We start from the raw sequence: 15,683 nt of genomic DNA, 5'->3' as shown, positions 1-15,683 counted from the left end.
GGGCGCCGGTTTTTTTCGGCGTCCTTTTTTATGTGCGCAGAGTCGGTTTAGTGGGTGCGCAGCGTCTTGCTGGGCGACTCGCCATAGCGCTGCTTGTATTCATTGCTGAAGCGTCCCATATGCGCGAAACCCCAGCGCAAGGCCACCCCGGCTACGTGATTGGCGTCGCCACTCATGAGCTCGGCACGCGCCCGTTCCATGCGCAGGTCGCGCAGGTAATGCATGGGGCTCACGCCGAGGAAGTCCTTGAAGCCGGCATAGAGGCTGCGCACGCTCACCCCCGCTGCCTGCGCCAGTTGCTCGGCCGAGACCGGTTCGTGGGCATGGGCTTCCAGATAATCCTGGGCGCGCCGCACGTGGCGCGGCAGGATGGTGCTGCGCCGCGCCGGCGTGTCCTGGCAATGGTTGTGACGATGCGAGGTGACCAGGATCGAGGCGGCCAGTTGCTCGATCTGCGAGACCACGATCTTGTGCATGGCCAGGTCGGGATGCTGGATGGTGCAATCGAGCAGGTAGGACAACATACATTGCCAGGGTGCACAGTCGCGCCAGCGAAAGCCCAGTTCGAAGCGTAGCGGTTCGTTCAGCGGATGGCCCAGGTAACCCACCAGGGTGCGCTCCACCAACGAGCGCGACAGTCGCAGCATCAACTGGTCGGTACCGGCCATCCAGGTCATGCGGGTGGTTTCTTCGGGGCTGAGCACCGAGGCCAGTTCGACCGAGGAATCGATGCGCTGCGCACCGCTTTCGATGCTGGCCATCCCAAAAAGAGGCATCTGCACCAGAAAGAAGCTATCCAGTGCGCCCGGTTCGATCTGCACCGCCGAGCCATAGCGCAGGCGGCTCACTGACAGGTCGCCCAGGGCGGTGTAGTGCATCCGGGCGTCCAGCCGTTCACCGTGTCCGGTCAGGTCCAGTCGATGTGGTTTCATCACGCGGCCGACCATGGAGCGGACTTCGTCCAGGTCGGAGGAGGCAAACAACAGCTTGTTGGAGCCGTTGAGCAGGCGTTCGACCGAAGTCGGCATGGCCATGCGCGGCGCGCGGGATTCGGAGTGGAGTGCATTCATCATGGCTGCTACCTCTGCAGAGCTAGTCTGGCGATCGTGTCTCTTGTCGTAATGGCGGAAGGCAAGAGGGCGGAATGACTTCCTTTCCCTAACAAGTTCCGTGCCAATGTGCATGAATAATCATGCTTTAGTTCTTGTATTGCCTTTATCTCATTGCCAGGCCCATGGGCGCAATATGCGCTGCAACATGAAGTCACTGGATCTCCACAGAAAAGTTGTCGGGCAACAATCAACTGGAATAAACCATTTACTTTCCGCTCTGTTAAAGGCCAGTAGGGAAACTGACAGAACCCCATAGGCGACGGTGGCAGACAGGCAACTTCCTGCATTTCTATCCCCGTAATGCGCCTTTTATCCAGCCTCTGCCAAAACTCATAATGCATGATTAATCATGTATTGACGCAAGCGTCCCGAGAAACGAAAGTGCAATCCATAGACGTTTCATGCCGTATTCACTGCACACGGGGACCACGATGGCCGAGCGATCATTCGTAGAAGAAGTCAAGAAACTGCGCCTGGGCGCAGGAGAAGTATTCAGTGGCGAGGGCATTCTCGCCGTCACCAAGGCTTTGCTGGAATCCGGCGTGGCCTACGTGGCCGGTTACCAGGGCGCGCCGATTTCGCACCTGATGGATGTGCTGGCCGATGCCCAGGACATCCTGGCCGAACATGGCATCCGTTTCGAAAACAGCGCCAGCGAAGCCACTGCTGCGGCCACCCTGGCCGCCTCGGTCAACTATCCGCTGCGCGGCGCGGTCACCTTCAAGGCCACCGTGGGCACCAACGTGGCGTCGGACGCCCTGGCCAACCTGGCCTCGGGCGGGGTGCTGGGCGGCGCGCTCATCATCGTCGGCGAGGACTATGGCGAGGGTTCCTCCATCATGCAGGAACGCAGCCATGCCTTTGCCATGAAGTCGCAGATGTGGCTGCTCGATCCGCGTCCCAACCTGCCTTGCATCGTGCAGGCGGTCAAGGATGGCTTCGATCTGTCCGAAGCCAGCAGCACGCCGGTGATGTTGCAGATGCGTATCCGCTCCTGCCACGTACATGGCCAGTTCGTCACCTCGGCCAACCGCCGTCCGGCCTTCACCGTCAAGGATGCGCTGGAAAACCCGACGCGCGACCTGAGTCGCATCGTCTTGCCACCGGCCAGCTTCCTGCATGAAAAGGAAAAGGTGGAACAGCGCTGGCCGGCTGCCATCGAGTTCATTCGCTCCCGCCAGCTCAACGAGTTCTTCTCGGAAGATGCCGCCGACGTCGGCATCGCCTTGCAGGGTGGCAACTACAACACCCTGATCCGCGCCCTGGAACAGCTGGGCCTGGCCGACGTGTTCGGTGAATCGAAGATCCCGCTGTATGTGATGAACGTGGCCTATCCCCTGGTGGATGCTGAGTTCGAGCGTTTCTGCCAGAGCAAGCGCGCCATCCTGGTCCTGGAAGAAGGCCAGCCCAACTTCGTCGAGCAGAACGTGGCCAACATCCTGCGCCAGCTTGGTTCCAGTACGCTGCTGCACGGCAAGGACCTGCTGCCCCTGGCCGGTGAATACAACACCGCCACCGTGCTGGCCGGGGTGCGCGAATTCCTGGAGCGTTACCAGATCATCGCGGCGCAGCCGGCATCGGTACCGGCCACCGTGGCCGCCGCCGCGCGCGTCATTCCCATCGCCGATGCAAATGCCACCAGCAAGACCATCACCGAGGCCAAGCTGCCCACGCTGGACCAGTCGGTCCATGCGCGGCCACCGGGATTTTGCACCGGCTGTCCCGAGCGTCCCATCTTCACCGCCATGAAACTGGTGGAGCGCGAACTGGGCGAGCACCACATCAGCGCCGACATCGGTTGCCACCTGTTCTCCATCCTGCCGCCCTTCAACCTGGGCAACACCACCATGGGTTACGGCCTGGGTGGCGCCGGTGCGGCTGCGCTCAATGCGCCGGCGGGCAAGCGCGCCATCTCGGTGATGGGCGATGGCGGTTTCTGGCACAACGGTTTGACCAGTGGCGTGGCCAACGCGGTCTTCAACCAGAGCGACAACCTCACCATCATCATCGACAACAACTACACCTCGGCCACGGGCGGCCAGGACATCCTGTCCTCGCGCGCCCTCAACGCGACCCGCAGCACCGGTCACGAGATCGAGGCTGCAGTCAAGGGCGTGGGGGTGAAGTGGGTACGCACCATCAAGCGCACCTATGACTTGAAACGCATGACCAGCACCCTGCGCGAAGCTCTTACCACCAGCGAGAAGGGCCCCAAGGTCTTGGTGGCGCAAAGCGAATGTATGCTCAACCTGCAGCGCCGCGAAAAACCCAAGGTGCGCAAGGCCATCGCCGCCGGTCAGCGCGTGGTGCGTGAACGTTTCGGCGTCGATCCCGAGACTTGCACCGGCGACCATTCCTGCATCCGTCTCTCCGGCTGTCCCTCGCTGTCCATCAAGAGCAATCCCGATCCGCTGCGGCGCGACCCGGTGGCCACCGTGGTCGATAGTTGCGTCGGTTGCGGCCTGTGCGGCGAGGTCTCGCACGCGGCAGTGCTGTGCCCCTCTTTCTTCCGCGCCGAGATCATCAGCAACCCGAGCCGTATGGATCGCCTGCGCCAACGCGTGCGCACGCTGGTCATCGGCTGGTTGCAAGACCGCGATGCCAAGCGCCGCGCCCGTTACGCCTTTTGATGCATGTCCACTGCCATGACCCTGATGAACAAGAACCCACCCATGATGGAGCTGCGCCATGTCCCTTAAGCCGATCAAGATTGCCATTCTCGCCATGGGCGGCGAGGGCGGCGGCGTACTGGCCGACTGGATCGTCGATCTGGGCGAAGCCAACGGTTATTTTGCCCAGACCACCTCCGTGCCCGGCGTGGCCCAGCGTACCGGAGCCACCATCTATTACGTGGAGCTGTTCCCCGGCGCCGGCCAAGCCGATGCACGCAGCCCGGTGCTGGCGCTCATGCCCATGCCTGGCGACGTCGATGTGGTGCTGGCCTCCGAACTGATGGAAGCCGGCCGCGCCGTGCAACGTGGACTGGTCACGCCGGATCGCACCAACTTGCTGTGTTCCACCCACCGCGTCTATTCCATCGGCGAACGTACCGCCATGGGTGATGGCCGGGTCGATAGCAGCGCGCTGGTGGAACATGCGCGCAAGGCTGCCAAGCGCTTTGTCAGCTTCGACATGGCCGAGGCCGCCGAACGTGCGGGCAGCGTGATCAGCGCGGTGCTCTTCGGTAGCCTGTGCGGCATTGGCGTGCTGCCCTTCAGTCGCGCCCAGTTCGAAGCCACCATCGAGCGTGGTGGTGTGGGCGTCAAGCCCAGCCTCAAAGCCTTTGCCGTGGGCCACGATCAGGCGCGTCAGGCCGAGCGTGCGGCGCCGGGCACGGCCCAGGACGCGCCGCTGTTCAAGCCAGTCGATGTGGCCGCCATCGCAGACCAGCAAGTGGCGCAACTGGTACGCAAGGCACGAGCCTATCCCCCGGCAGTGGCGCCCATTGCGGTGGAAGGTGTGCGCCGCCTGATCGACTATCAGGATCCCGATTACGCCGCCCTCTATCTGCAGCGCCTGGATGCCTTGGCAGCAGTGGCTGTAGTGCCCGGTGGCCGGGATGACGAACTGCTGGCGGAATCAGCACGCTACCTGGCGCTGTGGATGTCCTATGAAGACACCATCCGCGTGGCCGACATCAAGACCCGTAGCAGCCGTTTTGCCCGGGTGCGCGGCGATGTGCGGGCCAAGCAGGAGCAACTGGTCGATATCAACGAATTCATGCACCCGCGCCTGGAAGAAATCTGCGAAACCCTGCCGGCCGCTCTGGGCCGCTGGCTGGCGCGCCCGCATTGGGCGCATCGCCTGGTGCGTCGCTATACCCAGGAGGGGCGCGTCATCAAGACCAGTTCGCTGCCGGGCTTCCTGTTGCTGTACGGCCTGTCGCGCTGGCGGCGTTGCCGTCGCCTCACCTTGCGCTATGCCCAGGAAACCGAGCGCATCGAACGCTGGTGGCAGCGTGTGGCCAGCATCGCCGCCCTCAACCCCGCCCTGGCGCTGGAAGTGGCGCAGTGCCAGCGATTGGTCAAGGGGTATAGCGATACCCATGCGCGCGGCCTGCGCAACTACGACACCCTGATGCAGGTGGTGGACCGCCATGCCCATACCCTGGCCCCGGCCGTGCTGCGTGAACTGCGCGAGGCAGCCCTGGCCGATGAACACGGCCACAAGCTGCGCGCCAGCCTGCAACAGCACGCCCTGCAATGAGGAAGCTGCCATGACCCTGACTCGATTTGAACGTCCCCACCGCATCCGTTTTTCCGAATGCGATCCGGCCGGCATTGTCTTCTATCCGCAGTACTTCGTGCTCTTCAACGATCTGCTGGAAGCCTGGATCGACAGCCTGTTACCCGAAGTCGGCTTCGCCGGCTACATCGGCCAGTTGCAGTACGGCCTGCCCACCGTGGAGCTGCACGCGCAGTTCGAGGCGGTCAGCCGCATGGGCGACCAGGTCACGCTGGCGCTGGAGGTGGAGCGTCTGGGCGGCAAGTCGATCACGCTGCAACTGTCCTGTACCGGAGCCGATGGGCAACTGCGCATGAAGGTGCGGCAGGTGCTGGTGTGTACCTCGCTGCAGACGCATCGCTCTATCGATATACCCGGCCTGCTGCGCAATGCCCTGGAGACGGGGGCCAACCAACAACCAAGGAGTGCGACATGAACATCGTCTGTATCGGCGGCGGTCCCGCCGGCTTGTATTTCGGTTTGCTGATGAAACTGCAGGACCCGTCTCATCGTGTAGTGGTGGTCGAACGCAACCGCCCCTATGACACCTTCGGCTGGGGAGTGGTGTTCTCGGATGCCACGCTGGACAACCTGCGCGAGGCCGATCCGGTATCGGCCGCCACCATCACCGGCGAGTTCAGCCGCTGGGATGACATCGATGTGCATTTCAAGGGCAGCGTCATCAGCAGCGGCGGTCACGGTTTCATCGGTATCGGCCGCAAGCGCCTGCTCAACATCCTGCAAGCGCGCTGCGAAGAGCTCGGTGTGGAACTGGTCTTTGAAACCCAGGTGCAGGATGACCAGGAGATCGCGCGCCAGTACCAGGCCGACCTGCTTATCGCCAGCGACGGCATCAACAGCGCCGTGCGTACCCGTTATGCCGATACCTTCCGTCCCGACATCGACCAGCGTAACTGTCGCTTCGTCTGGCTGGGCACGCGCAAGGTGTTCGATGCCTTTACCTTCATCTTCGTCCCCACCGAATACGGCTGGTTCCAGGCCCATGCCTACCGCTTCGAAAATGGTCTTTCCACCTTCATCGTCGAGACCACCGATGCCGCCTGGCAAGCCGCTGGCATCGACCAGATGTCGCAGGAAGATGGCGTGGCCTTCTGCGAAAAACTGTTTTCCCCCTGGCTGGATGGCGAACAGCTCATCTCCAACGCCACCCACCTGCGCGGCTCGGCCATTTGGATCCGCTTCCCGCGCGTGATCTGCGACAAGTGGGTGCACTGGACTCGTCCGCATGGCGAGGCGGGTGCAGAAGTGCCGGTGGTGTTGATGGGCGACGCCGCCCACACCGCCCACTTCTCCATCGGCTCCGGTACCAAGCTGGCGCTGGAAGATGCTATCGAACTGTCCAACATGTTCAAGCAGCCGGGCAGCCTGCGCCCGGCTTTGGAGCGATATGAACAAGTGCGAGCAGTGGAAGTGCTGAAGATCCAGAATGCGGCGCGCAACTCCACCGAATGGTTCGAGAACGTGGCCCGCTATGAAGATCTTGAACCGGAACAGTTTGCCTATTCGCTGCTGACCCGCTCGCAGCGCATCTCGCATGAAAACCTGCGCCTGCGTGATCCGCAATGGCTGGAGGGCTACGAGCGCTGGCTGGCGCAGCGCGCCGGCCTGGCCACCGATGGGGCGCGTCCGACGCCGCCGCTGCTGACGCCCTTCCAGGTGCGTGAGATCAAACTGGAGAACCGCGTGGTGGTGTCGCCGACCCTGCTGTATGCAGCCCGCGAGGGCGTGCCGGGCGACTTCCATCTGGTCCATTTGGGCGCACGCGCTCTGGGTGGGGCTGGCCTGCTGCTGACCGAAGCCACCGCCGTCTCGCCCGAGGCCCGCATGACGCCCGGCTGTCCGGGCCTATGGAATGAAGAACAGCAACAGGCCTGGGCCAAGGTGGTTGACTTTGTCCACCGCAACAGTCAAGCGCGCATCGGCATCCAGTTCAATCATGCCGGTCGGCGCGGTTCCACCCAGCTCGGTTGGGAACAGCCCGACCGACCGCTGGCCAGCGGCAACTGGCCGCTGGTCTCGGCCAGCGCACTGCCTTACCTGGAGGGCGTCTCGCAGGTGCCGACCGCCGCCAGCATCGAACAACTGGCGCAGATCCGGGAAGACTTCGTGGCCGCCGCCCGGCGCGCCGCTGCTGCCGGTTTCGATTGGCTGGAATTGCAGGCCGGCCATGGCTGCCTGCTCTCCAGCTTCCTCTCGCCCTTGACCAATGCGCGCCAGGACCAGTACGGCGGGTCGCTGCCAAACCGTCTGCGCTACGTGCTGGAAGTGGTGCAGGCCGTGCGCGCCGTATGGCCGGCGCAGCTGCCGCTGTCGGTACGTATCTCGGCCACCGACTGGGCCGCCGGCGGCACCACCGTCGATGAAGCCGTCGAGATCGCACGCCAGCTCCATGCGCAGGGCGCCGATGTGATCGACGTGTCTTCGGGCGAAGTCACGCCGGCGCAGAAGCCGGTGTATGGCCGCATGTTCCAGACCCCCTTCGCCGATCGCATCCGCAACGAAGCCGGCGTACCCACCATCGCCGTGGGCGCCATCACCGAGGCTGACCAGGTCAATGGCATCGTCGCCTCCGGTCGTGCCGACCTGTGCGCACTGTCGCGGCCCTTCCTGGCCGACCCTGCCTGGTTGCTGCATGAGAGTGCGCGCCAGGGCTGGCGCCAGGTGAGTTGGCCTGCGGCCTACCAGTGGGGCCGTGATCAGCTCGAACGCAGTTTCGCCCCGGCGCGCCAGTAAGCCGGTCGCCGTCATCCAGGAAAGGGAAAGCATCGTGAGCAAGGAAAACTACGATCAGTACCGCGAAAGCGTGGCCGGCCGTGCCGATGTCTCGGACACGCCGGAACTGCTGGCCTACTACCGCCAGTTGGAACAATTGAAGACCGGCGCCCTGTGGACGGTAGCCAACAAGATCGAACCCTGGCAGCCGAAATCGCAATCGGTGCCGGTGCTGTGGCGCTATGCCGAGCTGCGTGAACACGTACTGCGCTCAGTGGCGCTGGTCTCGCCGGAGAAGGCGGGCCGGCGCGTGATCTATCTGGACAATCCAGGGCGGCGCGAGGTCTCGGCGGCGGTCGGCTGGCTGTATTCGGGCCTGCAGGTGATGCATCCGGGCGAGGTCGCCAGCGCCCATGCGCACTCGTCCTCGGCGCTGCGCTTCATCATGGAAGGGCGCGGCGCCTACACCATCGTCGATGGCCACAAGATGACGCTGGAAGCCAACGACTTCGTGCTCACCCCCAATGGCACCTGGCATGAGCATGGGGTGGAAGCCGATGGTCTGCCCTGCATTTGGCAGGATGGCCTGGACATCCCGCTGGTCAATGCCCTGGAAGCTGGCTTCTATGCCGTGCATCCTGAGCTGCACCAAGCCGTGGCCCATGCGGTGGATGATGCCGTAGCTCTGTGGGGCGCGCCGGGCTTGCGTCCGCATGACGTGGGCTGGAACAAGCCTTACTCGCCGCTCTTCAAGTACCAGTGGGGCCCCACCTACGAAGCCCTGCAACGCTATGCACGCGCCGCCGAAGGCAGCCCCTATGATGGCCTGCTGATGCACTACACCAACCCGGTCCACGGCGGCCATGTCATGGCCACCATCGGCGCCAGTATGCAGTTGCTGCGCCCCGGATTTGCCGGCCGCGCCCATCGCCACACCGGCAGCTTCATCTACCAGGTCGCCAAGGGGCAGGGATATTCCATCATCGATGGCCAGCGCTTGGACTGGAAGGAACGCGACATCTTCTGCGTTCCCTCCTGGGCCTGGCACGAGCACGTCAACGGCAGCGCCAGCGAAGACGCCTGCCTGTTCTGCTTCAGCGACCTGCCGGTCATGGAAAAGCTGGGCCTGTATCGCGAAGAAGCCTATGCCGAGCATCACGGACACCAGCCGCTGACTCCAGTCGTTGATCCCAGTCGTTGATCCTAGTCGTTGATCCATTAACGGGCCATTAATCTCCACTTCACATCCATTAATGTCCCATTAACGCCCCATTAGCCCGACCCCGAAACAACCCGTCACAATCGAACAGGAGTGAGATGCAATGAAACTGGTTACCTACCGCGCCAACGTGAGCGCCGCTGCCCGTCTGGGCGCCATCGTCGATGAGCTGGTCGTCGACCTGCAACAACTGGGCCTGCACGCCGGGGAAGCACTGCCCGACAACATGCTGGACTTCATCGATCTGGGCCCGTGTGCCCTCGCCAGCACCACTGCACTGCTGGAACGCTATCGCGGGCAGTGGCCGGTGGGCGTGGCGCGTCCGCTGGTCAACGTCAAGCTGCTGGCGCCCATCCCGCGTCCGCGCAAGAACATCTTCGGCATCGGCCTGAACTACGTGGAACACGTGGAAGAGTCCAGCCGCACCCTGGATACCTCCAAGGACTTGCCCAAGCAGCCGGTGATCTTCTCCAAGCCGCCCACCACCGTGATCGGCCAGGGCGACGCCATCGAGCATAACCAGGCCATTACCCGCCAGATGGACTGGGAAGTGGAACTGGCCGTCATCATCGGCAAGCAGGCCAAGGGCGTGAGCCAGGCTAGCGCCCTGGACTACGTATTCGGCTACAGCGTCATGAACGACATCAGCGCTCGCGACAATCGCCGCGCCGGCCAGTGGATCTATTCCAAGGGCCAGGATACCTACGCGCCCTTCGGCCCGGTCATCGTCACCGCCGATGAGATCCCCGATCCGCACAATCTCGATTTGAGCCTGACCGTCAATGGCGTGACCAAGCAAAGCTCCAATACCCGCCACATGCTCTTCAAGGTCGATACCCTGATCGCCGACATCAGCGCCGGCATCACCCTGGAACCGGGCGACATCATCGCCACCGGCACCCCCGCTGGCGTGGGCGCAGGCCGCTCGCCGCAAGAATGGATGTGGCCGGGCGACGTGGTGGTGGCCACCGTGGAGAAGATCGGCAGCCTGCGCAACCCCATCGTGGCGGTCGGCGAACTGCCGCCGGGCAAGGCCTGAACCCACGCCCATCTGGCTGTTCAATCACAAGGAACTGACATGCTCGAACTTCAACGTTTCAAGGCTGCGGCGGTCCAGGCGGCCCCGGTCTTTCTGAACACCGACGCCACCGTCGACAAGGTGGTGGCGTTGATCGCCGAGGCGGCCAGCCATGGCGCCAGGCTGGTGGCCTTCCCGGAAGTGTTCGTGGCCGGCTATCCCTACTGGAGCTGGATCATGAACCCCATCGAGGGCAGCAGTTGGTTCGAGCGCCTGGCGCGCTCGGCCATTGAGATTCCCGGCCCCGAGATCAGCAAGATCGCGCAAGCCGCTGCGCGCCACCAGGTCAACGTGGTGGTCGGCGTGAACGAGCGCAATCGTCACGGCATTGGCACGATCTATAACACCGTGGTCACCATTGCCGACGATGGCCGTATCATCGGCCGCCATCGCAAGCTGGTGCCGACCTGGGCCGAGAAGCTGACCTGGGCGCCGGGCGACGCCTCCGGCCTGCGCGTGCACCAGACCAGCGTCGGTCCGCTGGGGGCGCTGGCCTGTGGAGAAAACACCAATACTCTGGCGCGCTTCTCGCTGCTGGCGCAAGGTGAGCTGGTCCACGTGGCCAGCTACATTGCGCTGCCGGTGGCGCCGGCCGACTACGACATGGCCGAAGCCATCAAGGTGCGCGCCGCCGCCCACTGCTTCGAGGGCAAGGTGTTCACCATCGTGTCCTGCTCCACCGTCTCGGAAGAAATCATCCAGGCCATGGAAGCCAGCCATCCGCAGGCGCGGGCGCTGCTGTCCCGTCGCAACAGTGCCTTTTCTGGCGTGCTGGGCCCCGATGGCCGCGTGATCGGCACGCCGCTGATCGATGAAGAAGGCATCGTCTATGCCGACATCGACCTCTCGCGCTGCATTCAACCGCGCCAGATGCATGACATCACCGGCCACTACAACCGCTTCGACGTCTTCAATCTCAGCGTCAACCGCAAGCCCTTGCAGGCCGCCCATTTCGCCGGCGGTGAAGGCTATGCGGAAGAGGCCCCGGCCCCGACGCTGACCGACCTGATGGAGGATCACCCATGAGCAGCACCCGCAGTTATCGCATCGGCCAGATCGTGCCGTCCTCCAACACCACGATGGAAACCGAGATCCCGGCCATCCTGCGCGCGCGCGAACTGAACCTGCCGGAACGCTTTACCTTCCACTCCAGCCGGATGCGCATGAAGCATGTCACCAAGGAAGAGCTGGCCGCCATGGATGGCGACAGCGACCGCTGCGCGCTGGAGTTGTCGGACGCGCGGGTGGATGTGCTGGGCTATGCCTGCCTGGTGGCCATCATGAGCATGGGACGTGGTTACCATCGGGTCTCCGAACAGCGCCTGCACCAGCGCACCGTGGACAATGGCGGCGCGGCCCCGGTGGTCACCAGCGCCGGCGCCCTGGTCGATGGCTTGCACGCCATCGGTGCCAGGAAGGTATCCATCCTCACACCCTATATGAAGCCGCTTACGCAATTGGTGATCGACTACATCGAGAACGAGGGCATCGAAGTGGTGGATAGTATCTCGCTGGAAATCCCGGACAACCTGGAAGTCGGTCGCCAGGATCCGCGTGCTCCCATCGAGATCACCAAGCGCCTCAACACTAGCGGGGTCGATGCCATCGTCGCCTCGGCCTGCGTGCAGATGCCTTCGCTGGCCTCGGTGCAGGCCATCGAGGATCGTACCGGGCTGCCGGTCTTGTCCTCTTCGGTGGCGACCACCTACATGATGCTCAAGCGACTGGAATTGGACACTACCGTGCCCGGTTTCGGTTCGCTGCTGTCGGGGCGATATTGAGCGTGGTCAATAAAGGGGCGCCTAAGGAGCCCTCGGGGCTCCCCATCGCGCCCGGGGACGGAGTATCCTTGCTGCTTTCGGAAGAAGAGGCGGCGAGGGGAATGGCAAAGTCCAAGGCATTCGTCGACAACTACCTGCCAGCACTGCTGGGCCAGGCCTGGCAATTGTTGTCGACCCAGTTTCATGCAGTGGTGGAAGCACATGGTCTGTCGGTGCTGGAGTGGCGCGTGCTGTCTATCCTGGCCAGCAATGGCGGCATGAGCATCTCGGCCCTGGCCGATGCCGCCGTGAGCAAGCAGCCCACCGTGACGCGCCTGCTGCTGCGCCTGGAAGCGCAAGGGCATGTGGAACGCACCACCAGCCAGGATGATCGTCGCTTCACGCTGGTGAAGGTCACGCGCAATGGCCGCCGCCTGGTATCGGGCCTGATCGAACTGGCCGAAGCGCATGAGCGCGAAGTGCTGGCGTCGATGAATCCGCAGAAGGTGGAGATGCTCAAGGAGCTATTGCAGGAAATCATCACCCGCTATCGTCCGTTGCGCTAGCCAGTCCTTCTTATTTGGGCCGGCGCATCTGGAACAAGCCTTCCTGCAAGACCTGGAAATAATCCGCCGGGCCGCCGCCGCGCAGGATGGGTTGCGCCGCGGCAGTGGCATAGACGCCATCGACCAGCAGCGTCTGGTCGATATGCACGGCCACCACTTCCCCGAACACCATCCAGGTCTCCAGTGTGCGGCCATCGAGGGCCGTGAGTTGCTGGATCTGGGTCACCTTGCATTCCATCGCCACCGGGCTTTCGCCCACGCGCGGCGCGGCCACGACCATGCCCGGTGCCGGCGTGAGCCGCGCCAGCGCGAACTCATCCACCTCGCTTTGCTCCAGGCTGCTCAGGTTGACTTGCTCAGCCAGTGGCCGGGTGGCCAGGTTGTAGACGAATTCCCCGGTCGCTTCGGCATTGCGCACGCTATCTTTCTTGCCCACGCTGGCAAAGGCCACGATGGGCGGACGATAGTTGAAGATGTTGAAGAAGCTATAGGGCGCGACGTTGGCCCGGCCATTGGCGTTGCAGGTGGAGATCCAGCCGATGGGACGCGGCCCCAGGATGGCGGGAATGGGATCATGCGCCAGGCCGTGGCCGTGGCGTGGTTCATAGCGATGGAAAGACTGGCTCATGGCGACGATGCGGCAGTGAGGTTGGCTCGGGCAGCCATTATGCCGTGCATATGGAGCGTGCGCCGTGCTGCTCGCCGCTCGCGCCATCAATCCTGCAGGATGTGGAGCTTCAATGCGCAGCCTGGATGGTCCGGCTGCGCACCTCTACCCCTTGATCAGAAGCCCCAGCTCAACATGCCCACCAGCTGGTTGCCCTGCTTGACGTCAAAGCGGTTGTAGCCGCCGAGGATGGCTTGCAGCGACCAGGTGATGGAGGAGTTGGGGAAGGGGGCCGACAGACCCAGCGTCAAGTGACGCAAGGCGCCGCTGCTGGGGCCGTTGCCGGCGAAGCAGCCGTTGACCACGAAGGCCTGGCCGGCGCCGCAGGCAGTGCCGGTGGCAGTATCGCGCGTGCCCAGGTACTTGCCTTCGCGGCTATAGGTATAGGCGCCCAGGGTACTGGTGAAGGTGAGGTCATACGGCAGCGGCTTGGTGTAGACCAGGGTCCAGTAGGTGTCGCCCTTGTTGCCCCAGATGACGTCGTTCAACAGCGTCTGCGCATTGAGCGAGAAGGCGCCCCAGGTCAGGCCGGCCTTGGTTTCCAGTGCGTTGGCATGACTGCCGTTGGCATAGTAGTAGCCGGTCATGCCCAGGGTATATCCCAGGTCGCCGCTGATGTTGCCGGCATAGGCGAAGTAGAGATCGTTTTCCACCGAACGCGGTTTCTGGAATTCGGTGATGCTGCGGTCGCTGTAGGAACGGCCCAGCTGCTTGTAGGAATAATTGATGGTGGAGGCCCAGTAGCCGAAGCTCCAGCCGCTGCTGTGCACGAAGTCGATGCCCCACTGCAGCGCCGGCTGGTCGGACTCGGGTGCATCTGCGCCGGCATTGCCCAGCGGCTGGCCATTGCCATAGGTGGTGGTGGCGCCGCGCAGTACATAGCGCGAGGCCAGGTCGATATGCTTGGTAATGGTCCAGGGGCCGGCGGGAGTGGCGCCAGGGGCGGCATCGTCGGCCAGGGCCAGGCCCGGGGCGCCAGCCAGCAGGGCTGTGAGCGAAACGGCGCAGGCCGCCAGGGTAGTGCGCGCACGGGTGGGGATGTGAGTAGTCAAGGTTCTCTCCGTGTTGGTGATTGTTGAGGTCAGCAGGGTGGGGCAAATAAAGCGGTGGGCAGACAGAGGCCCTGCGGGTCCGTTGCCGGACCCGCAAAAAATAAGACTTCTGATATCTGAGCTGTTAGTGTCGGTCGTGTCGGGTGACGAGGAAATCAGAGTTTTCCATCGGCGGCCATCTTCATGTAGCTCGGGTCAAAGCGCAGCTTGACGTTCTTCTTGTCGCCCACGATCACATTGCCGTCGAAGGCGATACCGATGCCATCGGCACTCTTGACGTTGGGGCCGAGGATGCCGTGATCGAAGCTGAACTTGGCGATGCGGCCCATGATGGTAGGCAAGTCCTTCTTGGTGGCGAACTCCAGCGCGGCCTTGGGCTGGTAGAACATGGCGGTGGCCGCCAGTTGCGACTGGAAGCCGGCCAGGTCGGTGCCGGAGGCCTTGCCCATGGCGCTCAGTGCCCGGGTGGCGCGCTCATCCTTGGCGGTCATGATGGACATCATCTCGTACCAGGCACCGGTGAGCGCCTTGCCGAAGGCCGGATTGTCCTGCAGGGTCTTGGTGTTGACCACCATCAGGTCCATGATCTCGCCGGGCAGTTGCTTGGAGGTGTAGACCAGCGAGACATCGGGGGCCGCGGCAATCGACGACAGCATGGGGTTCCAGGTCACGGTGCTGGTCACGGCCGGGGTGGCAAAGGCGGCGGTGATGTCGGCGTCGCTGGTGTTGACCACCTTGACGTCACGCTCGCGCAGGCCGACCGATTCCAGTGCGCGCGCCAGCAGGTAGTGCGATACCGAGAACTCCACCAGTTGCACCGACTGCCCCTTGATGTCGGCCAGCTTCTTGTTCTTCCCCTTGAGCACGATGCCATCGTTGCCGTTGGAATAGTCGCCCACGATGAGGGCGGTGGAGTCCACGCCACCGGCCGCGGGAATGGTCAGCGCATCCATGTTGGTCATGGTGCAGCCGTCGAACTTACCGGCGGTGTACTGGTTGATCGATTCGACGTAGTCGTTCAATTGCACGGCGCTGATGGTGATGCCGTACTTCTTGCCCCACTTGGCCAGGATGCCCTGGGCCTGCGCTTCGCCCCACGGCATCCAGCCGGCATAGATGGAAGTACAGACCTTGAAGTCGGTGCGCGGGGCAGCGTGAGCGGATGAGAGTGCGCCTGCGAAGGCGGCCAGGGCGATGGCGGCGCCACCAAGGATGCGGGAAATGTTGTACACGGCGGATGGTCCTCGAAGGGTTTATTAGGGAAAAAGCCCG

General features: G+C 63.4%; 13 protein-coding genes. 9 read left to right on the top strand and 4 right to left on the bottom strand.

Translation table 11 applies throughout. The features are described from left to right. Nucleotides 1-47 precede the first annotated feature (47 nt). Nucleotides 48-1,073, bottom strand: a complete 1,026-nt coding sequence (locus RC54_RS23215) for an AraC family transcriptional regulator (protein WP_058897162.1) — start codon at nucleotides 1,071-1,073, stop codon at nucleotides 48-50. Nucleotides 1,074-1,543: 470 nt separating this feature from the next. Here RC54_RS23215 and RC54_RS23210 point away from each other — a divergent pair, with 470 nt between their 5' ends. The 9 genes from RC54_RS23210 to RC54_RS23170 all read left to right on the top strand — a co-directional run bounded on the left by RC54_RS23210 (nucleotide 1,544) and on the right by RC54_RS23170 (nucleotide 12,692). Further along, on the top strand, nucleotides 1,544-3,742 hold the full coding sequence (locus RC54_RS23210) for a thiamine pyrophosphate-dependent enzyme (RefSeq protein ID WP_061788503.1): 2,199 nt from the start codon (nucleotides 1,544-1,546) through the stop codon (nucleotides 3,740-3,742). Between the two features lie 58 nt (nucleotides 3,743-3,800). Continuing rightward, complete coding sequence (locus tag RC54_RS23205; RefSeq protein ID WP_061788502.1) at nucleotides 3,801-5,318, top strand: indolepyruvate oxidoreductase subunit beta family protein; 1,518 nt, start codon at nucleotides 3,801-3,803, stop codon at nucleotides 5,316-5,318. Nucleotides 5,319-5,328: 10 nt separating this feature from the next. Continuing rightward, on the top strand, nucleotides 5,329-5,772 hold the full coding sequence (locus RC54_RS23200) for an acyl-CoA thioesterase (RefSeq protein ID WP_058897159.1): 444 nt from the start codon (nucleotides 5,329-5,331) through the stop codon (nucleotides 5,770-5,772). Next, complete coding sequence (locus tag RC54_RS23195; RefSeq protein ID WP_061788501.1) at nucleotides 5,769-8,090, top strand: bifunctional salicylyl-CoA 5-hydroxylase/oxidoreductase; 2,322 nt, start codon at nucleotides 5,769-5,771, stop codon at nucleotides 8,088-8,090. Before RC54_RS23200 ends, RC54_RS23195 begins: the two co-directional genes overlap by 4 nt. 34 nt (nucleotides 8,091-8,124) lie before the next feature. After that, a complete protein-coding gene (locus RC54_RS23190) occupies nucleotides 8,125-9,270 on the top strand; it encodes a cupin domain-containing protein (RefSeq protein WP_061788500.1) in 1,146 nt (381 codons plus the stop codon). Between the two features lie 121 nt (nucleotides 9,271-9,391). Further along, nucleotides 9,392-10,327 carry a fumarylacetoacetate hydrolase family protein gene (locus RC54_RS23185; RefSeq protein ID WP_058897156.1) on the top strand — a complete coding sequence of 312 codons (936 nt, stop codon included), beginning with the start codon at nucleotides 9,392-9,394 and terminating at the stop codon, nucleotides 10,325-10,327. A gap of 39 nt (nucleotides 10,328-10,366) precedes the next feature. Then, on the top strand, nucleotides 10,367-11,392 hold the full coding sequence (locus RC54_RS23180) for a carbon-nitrogen hydrolase family protein (protein ID WP_061788499.1): 1,026 nt from the start codon (nucleotides 10,367-10,369) through the stop codon (nucleotides 11,390-11,392). Next, a complete protein-coding gene (locus RC54_RS23175) occupies nucleotides 11,389-12,147 on the top strand; it encodes a maleate cis-trans isomerase family protein (RefSeq protein ID WP_058897154.1) in 759 nt (252 codons plus the stop codon). The genes RC54_RS23180 and RC54_RS23175 overlap by 4 nt, the downstream gene beginning before the upstream one ends. Before the next feature lie 101 nt (nucleotides 12,148-12,248). Continuing rightward, complete coding sequence (locus tag RC54_RS23170; protein ID WP_058897153.1) at nucleotides 12,249-12,692, top strand: MarR family winged helix-turn-helix transcriptional regulator; 444 nt, start codon at nucleotides 12,249-12,251, stop codon at nucleotides 12,690-12,692. 10 nt (nucleotides 12,693-12,702) lie between these two features. Here the strand turns inward: RC54_RS23170 and RC54_RS23165 are convergent, their stop codons facing one another. The 3 genes from RC54_RS23165 to RC54_RS23155 all read right to left on the bottom strand — a co-directional run bounded on the left by RC54_RS23165 (nucleotide 12,703) and on the right by RC54_RS23155 (nucleotide 15,643). Then, a complete protein-coding gene (locus RC54_RS23165) occupies nucleotides 12,703-13,320 on the bottom strand; it encodes a flavin reductase family protein (RefSeq protein ID WP_058897152.1) in 618 nt (205 codons plus the stop codon). A 155-nt stretch (nucleotides 13,321-13,475) separates the two neighbouring features. Continuing rightward, nucleotides 13,476-14,411: a TorF family putative porin gene (locus RC54_RS23160; RefSeq protein WP_061788498.1), complete on the bottom strand. Its 936-nt coding sequence runs from the start codon at nucleotides 14,409-14,411 to the stop codon at nucleotides 13,476-13,478. 155 nt (nucleotides 14,412-14,566) lie between these two features. Beyond that, complete coding sequence (locus RC54_RS23155) at nucleotides 14,567-15,643, bottom strand: putative urea ABC transporter substrate-binding protein (protein ID WP_061788497.1); 1,077 nt, start codon at nucleotides 15,641-15,643, stop codon at nucleotides 14,567-14,569. Nucleotides 15,644-15,683: the final 40 nt, after the last annotated feature.

Source organism: Herbaspirillum rubrisubalbicans, from assembly GCF_003719195.1.
GTDB classification, from domain to species: domain Bacteria; phylum Pseudomonadota; class Gammaproteobacteria; order Burkholderiales; family Burkholderiaceae_D; genus Herbaspirillum; species Herbaspirillum rubrisubalbicans.
The sequence above is the reverse complement of the archived record's forward strand: the minus strand, read 5'-3'. Positions and strand labels throughout refer to the sequence as shown.

Excerpts from the sequence above, each read along its gene's own strand:
- RC54_RS23215 (WP_058897162.1), bottom strand. The coding sequence starts at position 1,073 with ATGATGAATGCACTCCACTCCGAATCCCGCGCGCCGCGCATGGCCATG.
- RC54_RS23210 (WP_061788503.1), top strand. The coding sequence starts at position 1,544 with ATGGCCGAGCGATCATTCGTAGAAGAAGTCAAGAAACTGCGCCTGGGC.
- RC54_RS23205 (WP_061788502.1), top strand. The coding sequence starts at position 3,801 with ATGTCCCTTAAGCCGATCAAGATTGCCATTCTCGCCATGGGCGGCGAG.
- RC54_RS23200 (WP_058897159.1), top strand. The coding sequence starts at position 5,329 with ATGACCCTGACTCGATTTGAACGTCCCCACCGCATCCGTTTTTCCGAA.
- RC54_RS23195 (WP_061788501.1), top strand. The coding sequence starts at position 5,769 with ATGAACATCGTCTGTATCGGCGGCGGTCCCGCCGGCTTGTATTTCGGT.
- RC54_RS23185 (WP_058897156.1), top strand. The coding sequence starts at position 9,392 with ATGAAACTGGTTACCTACCGCGCCAACGTGAGCGCCGCTGCCCGTCTG.
- RC54_RS23180 (WP_061788499.1), top strand. The coding sequence starts at position 10,367 with ATGCTCGAACTTCAACGTTTCAAGGCTGCGGCGGTCCAGGCGGCCCCG.
- RC54_RS23175 (WP_058897154.1), top strand. The coding sequence starts at position 11,389 with ATGAGCAGCACCCGCAGTTATCGCATCGGCCAGATCGTGCCGTCCTCC.
- RC54_RS23170 (WP_058897153.1), top strand. The coding sequence starts at position 12,249 with ATGGCAAAGTCCAAGGCATTCGTCGACAACTACCTGCCAGCACTGCTG.
- RC54_RS23165 (WP_058897152.1), bottom strand. The coding sequence starts at position 13,320 with ATGAGCCAGTCTTTCCATCGCTATGAACCACGCCACGGCCACGGCCTG.